Source organism: Agitococcus lubricus (assembly GCF_003051055.1).
Classification (GTDB): Bacteria; Pseudomonadota; Gammaproteobacteria; order Pseudomonadales; family Moraxellaceae; genus Agitococcus; species Agitococcus lubricus.
The window spans coordinates 87,350-101,170 of sequence record NZ_QAON01000006.1 but is presented as its reverse complement, the minus strand read 5'-3'; the positions used below and the strand labels follow the sequence as shown (position 1 = coordinate 101,170).

Here is a 13,821-nt window from a genome sequence, read left to right as displayed (position 1 = left end):
TCAACGTGGCGCCATACGGATGGCACCGTCTAAACGGATGGTTTCGCCATTCATAAAGCTGTTTTCAACAATGTGTGTTGCGAAATGTGCATACTCACTCGGATGACCTAAACGCTTAGGAAACTGTGTCATTTCAATCAGTGGCAATTTTACTGAGTCTGGAGAGGCATTCATGAGTGGCGTATTAAAAATACCAGGTGCAATGGTATTTACACGCACACCAATCGTCGCTAAGTCACGCGCTAAAGGTAATGTCATGCCCACAACGCCCCCTTTAGACGCCGAATAAGCCACTTGGCCTATTTGACCATCAAAGGCAGCAACAGATGCTGTATTAATAATAACACCACGTTCGCCATCACTGTTGTCTGGAGTATTTTTAGCCATTTCTGCTGCGGCTAGACGCGTCACATTAAATGTACCAATTAAATTGACCGTAATCACTTTAGAAAATTGCTCTAAAGGCATGGGGCCATTTTTACCTACAGTACGTACGGCAGAGCCAATACCTGCACAGTTGACAGCAATATGAATAGCACCAAATTTGGCAACGGTGTCGGCAATCGCTTGTTGCACTGAGGCTTCATCGGCAACATTGACACGGCAGAACAGTGCATTTGCCCCAAGCTCTGCGGCAACAGTAGCTCCTTGTTCAGCATTCAAATCAAAAATTGCCACTTTTGCACCTTTGGCAAGAAAGGCTTGAACAGTGGCTAAACCTAAACCTGATGCGCCACCTGTGACGATTGCTATTTTATTTTCGAGATTCATTCTTCACTCGCTCCGTTAATTTCTTTTGTAACTCTACTGGCAATTGTTGTAGCCATACCTGATCGGCTTGTTTAACACGTTGTACACCCTTAAGAATCGATAATAAAAGGGGCAGCATGAATGCTACCCCAATTACCATCAATACTGCGCCCGCATAAGGATGTGGCCAAACGGATGTTAATACGTGCACTCGGCCAAGTTGCTCTGCAATCCCCACCCCCATGATGGCTAGTCCGAGGACATCTAAAACGACTAGCCATAATGAGATAACAATTCTTGGCTCGGCTTGATTCTTTACCACGTAGTGGGTTTCCACATCAAGACTTGTTTTTCAACTTGTATATCGCGTTGTTGTTGTAAACGCTCTTCTGGGACAGGATGCTCTCCGTCTGGATACAGGTCAAATGGTTTCCAGCGTGTTTGTGTCGGTGTGGCAAATGCCCAGCCTGGTTTATCTAAACGTGTTTCACGAATCTCTTTAATAGCCATCGCTTCAGGCAGTTCAGTTAAGTATTTTTCTTTCATCAACCCCAAACTGCTGTCGGGTTGTGGACGAAAGTTTTCCTCATCGTAACGAAAGAAATAAGACTTACCACCCGTAACACGCAGTTTTGTCTTAAAAATATAAGTTAAATAGACAGGGCCAATCGGTCGGCGAGCGGCAAAATCATACTCGCCCGCAGGTAACTCCATCCAATAATAAGAGCCGTCACGAATACCATGTAAACGACGACCATTAAGAAATAAACTCGGTGAAATGACTTCTTCTTTATTCCATGCACTGGATGGTCGATAAATATAGACAATCGCGTTTCGAGCATCTGTCACAGGCACAGGTTGGAATAAACCACCTTCCGTCGGCATTAGATAAGAGCCAATACTAAAGCCGCGTGGACGATAGTTATCAATCAGGTGGTCGATATGTCCGCGTAGCTGTGTCAACTCTGGATTACTGACTGGGTGAATGATTTTTTGTGGTGTACTACATGCTGCTAAGGCAGCTAAGCTCAGTAACGACAATCCTAATCTGAAGCCGTTCATAAAATTCCCCATTATTTTTTTAAGACCCGCATCAATGGCTCGAATATTACTCGTAAATGCAGTATGAAAGAACCAACTGGTTTCAAAAATGCTAAATTTACAACGCAAAACTCTGTTTTATTTTGTTATTGTCTGCCACATAGCCTATAAGATACCCCATTTCTATCCGAGCATTTCCCTTTAATAAGGCGGGTCTTCAGAGCATAGCTATGCTTAATGACGTACTCTGATAGTCTAAATCGCTGACTAAAAGCCACAATATTGCCGCCTATTATAAATTAGGCACTCTCTCAAGTTAATAGTTGTATCTTTTTTATTGGCCTTAGCGAGTAAGGTCATGGGCATATCGTAATACACCTAAAGAATACCTGTTTCAAATTAAGTTGTATGAGCACTCAATCAGAGAAAGCGCCAACAGACCCTAAGCTCAGGATACTGTTGTATGGAGTATAAAATTCGCATCATGGCTATCTCGCCAGTCAATCAACTCATCAATCACGGTCAATAAATGCTCTAAATGCTGCCTCACAACCTCAGGTATGGTCGCTAAGGTATCCTGCTTGAGTGCCATTTTAAGATGCGTCTCTAATGCTTGTGTACTGGTACGCAAACGAGGTACACCACAATAACGTGTCGCTCCATGTAAATAATGGGTATGTGCCAGTAGTGCAGGTAGGTTATGTTCTTGATAAGATTTAATCAGTCGCTCGCGTTGGCTGTCTAAGCCTTTGAGTAACATATTCAGCATATCTTGTGCTAAATCAATTTTTCCCGCCGCGAGTTTAATACACTCTTGCTTATCTACCAGTGCCAATGTTGGGACATGTTTTTTTTGTAGGCTTATCTGAGTCTGTGTTGTATTGCTGCGTAAGAGTTTACCTGTCCAGTTTTCTATCATATAAATCAGTTGGTTTTCTTGTAAGGGTTTGGTCAGGTAGTCGTTCATGCCTTGTGCTAACATATTTTCTTTTTCATCGGCTAAGGCATGTGCTGTCAAAGCAATGATGGGCACATGTTGGCCATCTTGTTCCTGTTGTCTAATCAGTTTTGTTGCCTCTAAACCCGACATATCAGGCATTTGAATATCCATAAATATTAAATCAAAGTGCTCTTTTTTCGCCATTTCTACGGCTTGTTGGCCATTTTCGGCTGCGCTGACTTTAATGCCTAAGTCGTTGAGTAAGGTACATACTAACTTCAGATTTAAGGGATGGTCGTCTACCGCAAGGATGTGTAAGTCAGGAATAAGACGCGGGAGACTTGTGTTGGAGGGCTGCGGATTAAGTTTAGCGGTTAAAAAACCATGCGCTAATAGACTCAATAAATTACGGGGTCTAATGGGTTTAGTCAGACTATGAATTTGTAGCTGTTGTAATTCTGCCTCTTCTAAATTGTGGTCAGTAATGCCTGTAAACATAATGATAAAGCCACTAAAACGCTGGCGAATACGCTGTAAATAGGGCAGTGTTTCGGTATTTAAGAGTTTACCGTTGAGGATAACCACATCATAGCTATCCGTTAATGCCTCTATCAATTCTGGCCATTCGCTGACGACACGCATGTCGGCATGTGCGGCATATAAACTAGCTTTGAGGAGTTGTGCATTTTTTTCGTGGCTTTCTAGGGTGAGTACTTTTTTATCTTTTAAGTTAATCAGATGCGCACTGTCGTCCTGACAAAGCCCCGCCTTAAAGGTAAACCAAAACGTTGAGCCTTTTTCTTGTTGGGTCTCAAAACTAATTTCGCCTTCCATCAGTTTGACAATATTTTTAGAAATCGCTAAGCCCAAACCTGTTCCGCCAAATTGACGACTCACTGAGGGATTACCTTGTTGAAAGGCTTTAAATAAATCATTTTTAGCCGCTTCCGATAAACCAATGCCTGTATCTGTAATACTAATACGAATTAAATGATGGGTAGGGCGTGTATCCTCTAACATAACCCTGACAACGACTTCACCGCTGGGGGTAAATTTGATGGCATTACTGACTAAATTGGTGAGTACTTGTTTGAGCCGTAGGGCGTCGCCCATCACTTTTTTGGGGACATCATCATAAATAAAGGCAATTTGTTCTAGGCCTTTTTGTTCGGCTTGTGGTGATAAACTTTCCAATACATCAAAAATAACTTCTTCAAGTAACAAGGGTTGTTTATCTAAGGAAAATTTACCTGCCTCAATTTTGGAAAAATCTAACACGTCGTTAATAATAGCTAATAAGTTATTGGAAGATTTTTGAATGGTTTCTACACAGTCGCGTTGTTTACTCGCCAGTTGCATTTTTAATAAGACTTGGGTAAAGCCGTTAATACTATTGAGTGGTGTGCGTAGTTCATGGCTAATATTCGCTAAAAAGGCTGATTTGACACGATTACCTTCAATCGCTTCATTACGCGCCATCCGTAATTCAATATTTTGCACTTCCATTGTTTCTAAACTTTCATTTAAGTCGGCATTCGCCTGCTCAATCGAATGTTTTAATTCTTCATGTTCTTTTTCCATTACTTGTAAAAAGTCATTTAAGACTTCTTCAAGCAATGCCAAATCACCCACCGATTTACTATTGATACGTTTGTGTAATGATTGACTATCAATACTCTTAATTTGTTGGCTAATACGTTTGATAGGTTCTAACCAACGTCTAATCCCGCCGCTAATCAATAACATCAAAATCGTAATTAAACCAAAAGCAGTAATCGTGACGCCAATGAGGGCTTCATAACGAGCAATTGTAAAGTAGTTAGGATTTAGTTCGATTAATAACCATAATGGCTGTTGAATATGTTGATTGGTCGCTTTAATAAAAATATCGGTAGCACCCTGTTGAATGTGGTTGTAGTCACTACTTTTTTGGTTATTAGGTAATTGAATATTGGCGAGAGGGTAACTCAATTGCGGTCCTGCATGGTGAATCATTTGACCTTGATGATTCACAAGGCTAATCGAACGAAGATTGGGTTCTTCTAGGGCATGTTGTAAGAGTGTAGCCCATTGATTTTCACTGATTTGATTGAGTTCAACACTGTAACGCCCCAATAAAATAGCGCCTGTTTCGGTTTTGAGTGAGTCGATATCTTGAAAGCGAAAAGAAACCACAATGATTGAAAAAATGACCATGAATAGGGCGGTTGGAATCATGGATGCTAATAATAGACGCGAATGTAGGCTGACTGTTTTCATGTTGTCTCATTGGGGACTTGTTAACGTGACGAATTTGGTTGCGAAAGAGATTATTTTTAGAGGATGCGCGGTTTTATTATGCCTATAATCCTTGCATTTTGGCCAGTAATGCTTAAAAAAACAGCAAATAAACCAAGTCTTTTCTTGGGATAAAAAATAAAGCTCAGCATTCTAGGCAGAGTGATTTACAATCGCCGCCTAATTTGGTGAGAGGGCTGAATGATGCCAATTATGAGCTTAGCGGAGTGTGTTGGAAATACACCCTTAGTCCGTTTACAACGTTTAGGGGCACAAACAGGCAATACCCTCTTAGTGAAATTAGAAGGCAATAATCCTGCGGGCTCAGTCAAAGACCGTCCTGCCTTGAGCATGATTACTCGTGCAGAAGCGCGTGGTCAAATTAAAGTGGGTGACACGCTGATTGAAGCAACCAGTGGTAACACAGGGATTGCCTTAGCGATGGTAGCAGCAATGAAAGGCTATCAGATGATTTTGATTATGCCTGACCACATGAGCCAAGAACGTAAAGATGCAATGGCAGCTTACGGCGCAACCTTAATTGAAGTATCACAAAAATCGGGCATGGAAGGCGCTCGTGATTTAGCACTCAAAATGCAAGCCGAAGGTAAAGGGATTGTCTTAAATCAATTTGGCAATCCTGATAATCCGATTGCACATTATGAAGGCACAGGCCCAGAGATTTGGCGTGATACAGACGGTAAAGTCACGCATTTTATCAGCTCAATGGGGACAACAGGCACCATTATGGGGGTGTCGCGCTTTCTAAAAGAGCAAAATCCTGCCATTGAAATTATTGGTTTACAGCCCGCAGATGGGGCGCAAATTGCAGGAATTCGTCGTTGGCCACAAGCCTATTTGCCGACCATTTTTGATGCCACGCGTGTCGACCGTATTATTGATATTCCACAACAAGCTGCCGAACAAACCATGCGCGATTTAGCCCGTTATGAAGGCATTTGTGCAGGTGTATCTTCAGGCGGTTCAGTATGGGCAATGCTACAATTAGCCGAGCAAGTACAAAACGCAGTCATGGTCGCGATTGTCTGTGATAGAGGCGACCGTTATTTATCGACGGGCTTATTTAGTCAATAATTTATGTTGCACTTACTATCGTTTTATCGGCTAGCCCGATACGCTCATCGTCTGTTTGTTATGAATACGTGACAAATACAGGATGATAAATACAGCCATAGGCAAATAATCAGGGATATAACGTAGCTTAAGCCACAAAAAGCCAAACTGTGAATAGGGAGCGCAATCATGTACAGAGAAAAAGCCACCTTAGTTTTTGATATAGAAACCATTCCTGATATTAGCAAAGCTAAAAAATTGTATGGTTTAACCAGCCTATCCGATGCCGAAGCCTACGAGGCACTGCAAAATATGCGTCGTCAAGAAACAGGCGGTTCGGATTTTTTTAGACACCATTTACACAAAATAGTCTGTATTTCTGTGGTCTTACGCTTAGGTGACAGCGTCAGAGTGTGGTCGCTGGGTGAGGAAAATGCCAGTGAATCAGAGATGATTAAGCGCTTTTTTACCGCTATTGATAAATACGATTTATGTTTGGTGTCATGGAATGGCAGCAGTTTTGATTTGCCCGTTCTGCATTATCGCGCCATGTTACATGAGTTGACAGCGCCGATGTATTGGGAGCTGGGCGACCACTATAAAGAGTACCGTTATAATAACTATATTAATCGTTATCATATGCGTCATATCGACCTGATGGATATTTTATCCTTGTATCAGGCACGTGCTGCACAACCACTCGACCAAATGGCCAGTTTTTTGGGGTTTCCAGGCAAACTCGGCATGGACGGCAGTCAAGTCTATGGCGCATATCAAGCAGGACGTCTTGCCGATATTCGCCATTATTGTGAAACCGATGTTTTGAATACATGGTTGATTTATTTACGTTTTCAGTTGTTACGTGGCGAACTAATGAAGCCACAATATCAACAAGAAATCACCCTATTAAAACATCATTTAGCCAGTAGTCAAAAGCCCCATTTATTGCAATTTTTAGCGGTATGGCAAGAGCAAGAAGTAGAGACGAATGAATAGAAAGCAACGTGAGCGTTTGAAACAACAAGAGCCTGTCTCGTTAACGATTACAGGCCTCACTCATGATGGCCGTGGCGTGGCACATTATCAAGATAAGGTCGTTTTTGTCGAAGGTGCATTAACGGGCGAATCTGTTGATGCCAAAATTACATTAGTACGGAGTAAATACAGTGAAGCAGATACGGTCACTGTACATGAGGCCTCACCTTTACGTGTCACACCGCCGTGTCCACATTTTGGGGTTTGTGGGGGATGCTCTTTACAACATATTGAGCCGTCAGCGCAAATTCAATTAAAACAAACGGTATTATCCGAACAGTTTAAGCAGTTTGCACATCTACAGCCACAAACATGGCTGCCACCTTTAACAGCGCAGCAACACGCTGGCTATCGTCGTAAGGCGCGTTTGGGTGTACGTTTTGTTATCAAAAAAGACAGCCTATTGGTAGGCTTTAGAGAAAAAGGCTCTAATTATTTAGCAGAATTGACCCAATGTGCTGTCCTTGACCCGCGTTTAGGACAGGCCATCATGCCATTACGCGCCTTAATCAATGGCCTAACGGCTAAAGAAGATATTCCACAAGTGGAAGTCGCTGCAGGCGACGACCGTGTTGCACTCATTTTTAGGCACATGAGCCCATTAACTGACACTGACCAGCAAGCCTTAATTGATTTTTGCCAGCAGCGTGATTGGCAATGTTATTTACAGCCCCAAGGTTACGACACGGTGCATCGTGTGTATCCGCCTATCGGCGAAGACCGCTTGCACTATAGCCTGCCAGACTTTGGCCTCACAATGCGTTTTTATCCGCTCGACTTTACACAAGTCAATGCGGCGATTAATCAACAAATGGTCAAACTGGCTGTTGACTTACTAGACCCTCAGCCCCACGAGCGGATACTCGATTTATTTTGTGGCTTAGGTAACTTTACCTTGCCACTGGCTACACGCGCGCAGCAGGTGATTGGTGTCGAAGGCGATGCCGCCATGGTGGAACGCGGTTATGAAAATGCGCAATACAATCAACTGACCAATGTCAGTTTTTATGCACAAGATTTAACGGCAGACTTCTCCCATCAACCATGGGCAAAAGAGGGCTTTGATGCCTTGTTGATTGACCCACCACGTTCTGGCGCATTAGAAGTGGTCAAGTATTTACCTAATTTTGGTGCTAAACGTATTGTCTATGTGTCATGTAATCCTGCGACCTTAGCCCGCGATGCTGCCGAATTAGCCAAAGCTGGGTATACTTTAGTTAGCGCAGGGGTGATGGATATGTTTACCCATACTGCCCATGTAGAATCTATTGCATTGTTTGTGAAAGCCTAAACCACAGGCTATTAGTTGACGATAGCACGCTAATGCTATGTTGAATTGTGAGGGGGTTGATATCCGCTTATAACCCGAATATCAAGCCCCTAAGCGGAATACTGATGAGCCTCTGAGCAAATGCGTCTTAGACTGCCTGCGCTCGTGTGCAATGGAGTTATCTATGGTGAAGGTCCGCGAAGATTATCCATTACAAGCCGATGGACAAGTCGATTTGGAACGTTGGTTGAATCGTATTGCGGTACGTGTCGATTTACACTCGCCAGACGTTCTCAAAAAAGCGTGTTTGTTTGCCAAAGAAGCCGATGAAACCTATGACCGTGAACATTCGTGGAGTATGCGTACCAGCAGCTTCTTAACGGGTTTGGCAATGGCCGATATTTTGGCTGACTTAAAGTTAGACCAAGAATCCTTAGTCGCTGCCGTGTTATATCGGGCAGTCCGTGAAGAAAAGACCAGTTTAGAGATTATCAGTAAAGTCTTTGGGCAAGATATTGCGCACTTAATTGATGGTGTCCTGCGCATGGCGACCATCAGTCAAGTCATCAATCCCAATCACCATAACCAAAAATTTAGTCAGTCGCATTTACAGCTCGATAATATTCGTAAAATGTTGGTTTCGATGATTGATGATGTGCGTATTGCCCTCATCAAATTAGCAGAGCGTACCTTTGCCATTCGTGAACTCAAAGATGCCAGTGATGAACGTAAAAAGCGGGTGGCACGCGAAATTTTCGATATCTATGCACCTTTAGCCCATCGTTTAGGGATTGGTCATATTAAGTGGGAATTAGAAGATTTATCCTTTCGCTATCTAGAACCAGAAGCCTATAAACATATTGCCCGTTTATTAGATGAAAAACGGCTTCAGCGCGATGAATACATTCATAATGTCACCCAAACATTACGCGAGACTTTAGCAGCCTCAGGTATTTACGCAGAGGTCAAAGGTCGAGCAAAACATATTTATTCGATATGGCGCAAAATGCAGCGTAAAAAACTCAGTTTTCATGAGTTGTATGATATTCGTGCCGTACGTGTCTTAGTCCCCGAAATAAAAGATTGTTATGCAGCATTGGGTGTTGTCCATTCGTTGTGGAAACATATTCCCAAAGAGTTTGATGATTATGTTGCCACCCCCAAAGAAAATGGTTATCGCTCTTTGCATACGGCCGTGATTGGCCCAGAAGGTAAAGCCTTAGAAGTACAAATTCGTACCTTGGCTATGCACGAAGAAGCAGAATTAGGCGTATGCGCACATTGGGTTTATAAAGAAGGTGCGCGTGGTAATAAAGATACAGGTTACGAAAGTAAAATTGCATGGTTACGCCAAGTCCTTGAGTGGCAAGAGGACATGGGCGAAACACAAATGGATGAATTGGCTGACCAATTAACAAGAGCCATTCGTTATGAGCGCGTCTATGTCTTTACTCGAGATGGGCATGTCATTGATTTGCAAGCGGGAGCAACGCCTTTAGATTTTGCTTATAGCATTCATACGCAAATTGGCCATTCTTGTCGGGGGGCAAAGGTGAATGGCCGTATTGTCCCGTTGAGCTATAAATTACAAACCAGTGACCAAGTTGAGATTCTGACCCAAAAAGGCGCAAGCCCCAGCCGCGATTGGTTATTGCCTAGTTTAGGCTATTTGGGGACATCCAGAGCGCAGGCGAAAGTTAAGCAATGGTTTAAGTTACAAGACCGCGAAAATAATATCAGTGCAGGACGCGAAATTTTAGAAAAAGAATTGTCGCGTTTATCCCTTACCTATAAATCAATTAGTTTATCGGACTTTGCTACGCGTCTGAATGTCAAAACTGCCGACGATGTATTAGCGGGTATTGGTGCAGGCGATATTCGACCAGCGCAAGTGATTAATCTTGTGGCTGACACCTTGCCCACGGTTGAGGTTGAGCCTGCTGCCAGTGACTTTATCAGTCGTAGCCGAAAAGGCCAAAGTAGTGGGGTTGTGATTGACGGTATTGATAATATTATGACCCATATTGCGGGGTGTTGCCGTCCGATTCCCGGTGAGCCTATTGTCGGATATATCACGCATAACCGTGGTGTCAGTGTACATGCGCGTGCCTGTAGCGACTTATTACGCTTGCAAGAAGAAGAACCGCAACGTGTGATAGAAGTACACTGGCAGCAAACGGTAGATGCGGTTCAGTCGGTCAATATTGCTGTCAAAGCATGGGACAGAACGGGCTTATTGCGTGATATTAGCGGGGTATTAGCCAACGAACATGTCAATGTGACTGGCGTCAATACACAGTCAAATAAGCAAGATGGGACAGCTCAAATGCAAATTACCGTGGAGGTAAAAACCTTAGAGCAATTGGGGCGGGTGTTGGCGAAAATCGAACAACAACCCAATGTTATCAGTGCCCGCCGCTTAACGACCGTCAGTTAAGCGGGCACTTTACCACCAACGGGTTTTTGGGTAGGACGTACCAGCTCCCACAAGCCCAGTCGGTTGAGCTCTAACTCGACCATACTGCGAATGACCGCCGCATTATCGATGACTAGAGCTTCCTCTAACAAATTTTTAGCCACAGACATGGGCACAGTACGCAAGACCTTGCGAATTTTTAATAAATTACTCGCACTCATACTGAGAGAGTCAAACCCCATCGCCATCAATAAAATCGCTGTCCCAGGGTCGCCAGCCATTTCGCCACAAATACTGACCATTTTTCCCGCCGCATGGGTTTCTTTAACCACATATTGCAGTGAGCGTAAGACCGCAGGATGATAGGGGGTATATAAGTCGGCGACACGTGCATTATTGCGGTCAACGGCCAAAAGGTATTGTGTTAAGTCGTTAGAGCCAACAGAAACAAAATCGGCAATGTGTGCTAGGTCTTTGATTTGAATCAAAGCTGATGGTACTTCGACCATAATGCCTAACTTAGGTGGGTGAATAGTGACTTTTTCTTCTTCTTGTACTTCGGCAACAGCGCGATGTAGTAAATGTTGTGCTTCTTCAATTTCAAAGACTGATGACACCATCGGCAATAAAATTTGTAAGTTATTTAAGCCAATAGCAGCTTTCAGCATGGCTCTGACTTGTACCATAAAGATTTCAGGATGGTCGAGGGTAATACGTACGCCACGCCAGCCTAGCGCAGGATTGACTTCGTCGATAGGAAAATAGGGCAGGTCTTTATCGCCGCCAATATCTAGCATACGCATAGTGACAGGATAGGGAGCAAAGGCAGAGAGCTGTTGACGATAAATATTGCGCTGTTCTTCTTCGCTAGGAAAGCGGTCGCGTAGCATGAATGGAATTTCGCTACGATATAAACCCACCCCTTCGGCACCACGTTCACGGCCACGTGCCACATCAGCCATTAAACCTGTATTAACGTATAAGGTAATACGGTGGCCGTCTGGTGTTTCCGCAGGCAAATCACGGTAGGCGTCTAAACCTGCCACTAATTGCCGTTCTTCTTTGATAATATCTTTATAACGACGGCGTAGCTCGCGTGAGGGATGCACATAAACCCGCGATTGATAGGCATCCACAATCATTTCGGCATCGTCGAGACTACTGACGGGTAATTCAGCCACGCCCACGACGGTAGGAATACCCAACGCGCGTGCTACAATCGCCATGTGTGAGTTGGCTGCACCTGTCGTGGTGACAATGGCGGCAATATTTTCTAAGGGCATTTCGACTAAGGTGGCGGTAGAAATATCTTCCCCAATCAAAATACTGGTTTCGGGAAAATCACGGTTAGGCGTCGTTTGTTGTTGTAAGTGTGCCAATAAGCGACGACCTAAATCGCGTACATCGGCCATGCGTTCACGCAGATAGGGGTCATCCATCGCGGCAAAACTCTGCATGTGTTCATCAATTACCGCTCTCAACGCACCAGCCGCCCAATTACCTGCCTGAATACGCTCTACAATTTCGCCACCCAGCGCATTATCATCTAACATCCGTAAATAGACATCAAATAAGGCACGCTCTTCTGGCATGAGCGACTCGGCCATTTTTTTATCAAGGGTCTGAATTTCACCGCGAACTGCGTTCAGGGCTTGCTCAAAAGAATCTAATTCCGCATCAATATCGTCGGCTGCACGGTCTGGTACGGATTCGATATCGGCAGGGGGATAAATGACGACGGCACGACCCATCGCAATACCACTTGCACCTGCCACCCCATGAAAAATACGGGGGCTAGCAACCCCACTTTTGGGGGCATGCAGATTTTCGAGCTGGCCTAAGGCACGCGCATGGGCGACAACGCCTGAAATTTGCGCAGAAAGCGTGACTAAAAAGGCTTCTTCGGCTTCACCAAAACGGCGTTTGTCTTGTTGCTGTACAACCATTACCCCTAAAACTTTACGCCGATTCATAATTGGCACGCCAAGGAAAGAGTTGTACTTTTCTTCGCCTGTTTCGGGTAAATAATGAAAACGAGGGTGAGAGGAGGCATCTTCGAGGTTAATTAATTCTTCGCGCTGACCAACTAAGCCAACTAAACCTTCGGATATGCCTAAAGAAACCACCCCGACCGCTTCAGGATTTAAGCCTTGTGTTGCCATAAGGACATATCGGCTATTGCGTTCGTCTAGCAAATAAATAGAACAAACTTCCGTTTTGAGTGCATCTTTGACACTTTGCACGATAACATCTAATGCTGACACCAAATTGGGTGCAGCATCAACGTCTTGTACCAGTTTGCGTAAAATATCTAACATGCTCAATTCCAGAATGATTTAATCACGTTTGTTTCATTATTATTATCACGGTATTCACCGTTTAAGACCGATGCAAGCGCATAGCGATTGGCGTTTTGCCAACGCATCCGTCTTTATTCTCTCAAAGCCAAGAAAGAGTGCTCTTGGCCTTCAGCTAAGCGTGGGGCTTAGCTTTCGATAATAGGCAGACGAGGCGCTAATTCCAATAAGGCTTTTCGGTAGACCTCACGCTTAAAAGACACTACTTGGTTGAGTGGGTACCAATAACTCACCCATTCCCAATCATCAAATTCGGGTGGCTGACATTTATTCAAATAAATATGTTCTGCACTCGATTGTAAGGAGAGTAAAAACCATTTTTGTTTTTGACCAATACAAACAGGTGGCGGATTCTCGTGACGCACATAACGTCGCGGTAGACGATAACGTAACCAGCCCCGTGTTTGGGCAACAATTTTTACGTCTTCTGGCTCTAAGCCAATTTCTTCCCATAGTTCGCGTAACATGGCCTGTTCGGGAGTTTCACCCTGATTGATACCCCCTTGAGGAAATTGCCATGCGTCATGACCATGACGGCGCGCCCACAATACTTGGCCTTTACCATTCGTTAAAATAATACCCACATTGGGTCTAAACCCTTCAGCATCAATCACAATTCACTACTCAACAAATAAAACAGTCGCGGGTTTAGTGACAATCG

The 13,821-nt window shown here is 43.9% G+C and carries 10 protein-coding genes; 4 read left to right on the top strand and 6 right to left on the bottom strand.

The window, feature by feature from the left end; all coding sequences use genetic code 11:
• From C8N29_RS07880 to C8N29_RS07865, 4 genes are all read right to left on the bottom strand, one after another.
• Nucleotides 1-771: a 3-hydroxyacyl-CoA dehydrogenase gene (locus tag C8N29_RS07880; protein WP_107865514.1), complete on the bottom strand. Its 771-nt coding sequence runs from the start codon at nucleotides 769-771 to the stop codon at nucleotides 1-3.
• Entirely contained in the window at nucleotides 755-1,072 is a 318-nt protein-coding gene (locus tag C8N29_RS07875) for a hypothetical protein (protein WP_107865513.1), read from the bottom strand. Before C8N29_RS07875 ends, C8N29_RS07880 begins: the two co-directional genes overlap by 17 nt.
• Nucleotides 1,066-1,812, bottom strand: coding sequence for a DUF2846 domain-containing protein (locus C8N29_RS07870; protein WP_170106931.1), 747 nt, complete (start codon nucleotides 1,810-1,812; stop codon nucleotides 1,066-1,068). The genes C8N29_RS07875 and C8N29_RS07870 overlap by 7 nt, the downstream gene beginning before the upstream one ends.
• A gap of 427 nt (nucleotides 1,813-2,239) precedes the next feature.
• Complete coding sequence (locus C8N29_RS07865; protein WP_107865511.1) at nucleotides 2,240-4,990, bottom strand: response regulator; 2,751 nt, start codon at nucleotides 4,988-4,990, stop codon at nucleotides 2,240-2,242.
• Nucleotides 4,991-5,209: 219 nt separating this feature from the next.
• Here C8N29_RS07865 and cysM point away from each other — a divergent pair, with 219 nt between their 5' ends.
• The 4 genes from cysM to relA all read left to right on the top strand — a co-directional run bounded on the left by cysM (nucleotide 5,210) and on the right by relA (nucleotide 10,824).
• Nucleotides 5,210-6,103 (top strand): cysteine synthase CysM, encoded by an 894-nt coding sequence (gene cysM, locus C8N29_RS07860; RefSeq protein WP_239987001.1) that lies wholly within the window; start codon nucleotides 5,210-5,212, stop codon nucleotides 6,101-6,103.
• A 168-nt stretch (nucleotides 6,104-6,271) separates the two neighbouring features.
• On the top strand, nucleotides 6,272-7,078 hold the full coding sequence (locus tag C8N29_RS07855; protein WP_107865510.1) for a 3'-5' exonuclease: 807 nt from the start codon (nucleotides 6,272-6,274) through the stop codon (nucleotides 7,076-7,078).
• Nucleotides 7,071-8,408 (top strand): 23S rRNA (uracil(1939)-C(5))-methyltransferase RlmD, encoded by a 1,338-nt coding sequence (gene rlmD / locus C8N29_RS07850; RefSeq protein WP_107865509.1) that lies wholly within the window; start codon nucleotides 7,071-7,073, stop codon nucleotides 8,406-8,408. Before C8N29_RS07855 ends, rlmD begins: the two co-directional genes overlap by 8 nt.
• A 163-nt stretch (nucleotides 8,409-8,571) precedes the next feature.
• Nucleotides 8,572-10,824: a GTP diphosphokinase gene (gene relA / locus C8N29_RS07845; RefSeq protein WP_107865508.1), complete on the top strand. Its 2,253-nt coding sequence runs from the start codon at nucleotides 8,572-8,574 to the stop codon at nucleotides 10,822-10,824.
• Here the strand turns inward: relA and ptsP are convergent.
• Complete coding sequence (ptsP, locus tag C8N29_RS07840) at nucleotides 10,821-13,133, bottom strand: phosphoenolpyruvate--protein phosphotransferase (RefSeq protein ID WP_420836655.1); 2,313 nt, start codon at nucleotides 13,131-13,133, stop codon at nucleotides 10,821-10,823. The two genes, relA and ptsP, sit on opposite strands and share 4 nt — an antisense overlap.
• Before the next feature lie 155 nt (nucleotides 13,134-13,288).
• A complete protein-coding gene (locus C8N29_RS07835) occupies nucleotides 13,289-13,774 on the bottom strand; it encodes an RNA pyrophosphohydrolase (protein WP_107865506.1) in 486 nt (161 codons plus the stop codon).
• Between the last annotated feature and the right edge of the window lie 47 nt (nucleotides 13,775-13,821).

What these genes read in the sequence shown, in the direction of transcription:
- cysM (WP_239987001.1), top strand. Translation starts at nt 5,210, where the DNA reads ATGATGCCAATTATGAGCTTAGCGGAGTGTGTTGGAAATACACCCTTA.
- C8N29_RS07855 (WP_107865510.1), top strand. Translation starts at nt 6,272, where the DNA reads ATGTACAGAGAAAAAGCCACCTTAGTTTTTGATATAGAAACCATTCCT.
- relA (WP_107865508.1), top strand. Translation starts at nt 8,572, where the DNA reads ATGGTGAAGGTCCGCGAAGATTATCCATTACAAGCCGATGGACAAGTC.
- C8N29_RS07865 (WP_107865511.1), bottom strand. Translation starts at nt 4,990, where the DNA reads ATGAAAACAGTCAGCCTACATTCGCGTCTATTATTAGCATCCATGATT.
- C8N29_RS07880 (WP_107865514.1), bottom strand. Translation starts at nt 771, where the DNA reads ATGAATCTCGAAAATAAAATAGCAATCGTCACAGGTGGCGCATCAGGT.
- rlmD (WP_107865509.1), top strand. Translation starts at nt 7,071, where the DNA reads ATGAATAGAAAGCAACGTGAGCGTTTGAAACAACAAGAGCCTGTCTCG.
- C8N29_RS07870 (WP_170106931.1), bottom strand. Translation starts at nt 1,812, where the DNA reads ATGAACGGCTTCAGATTAGGATTGTCGTTACTGAGCTTAGCTGCCTTA.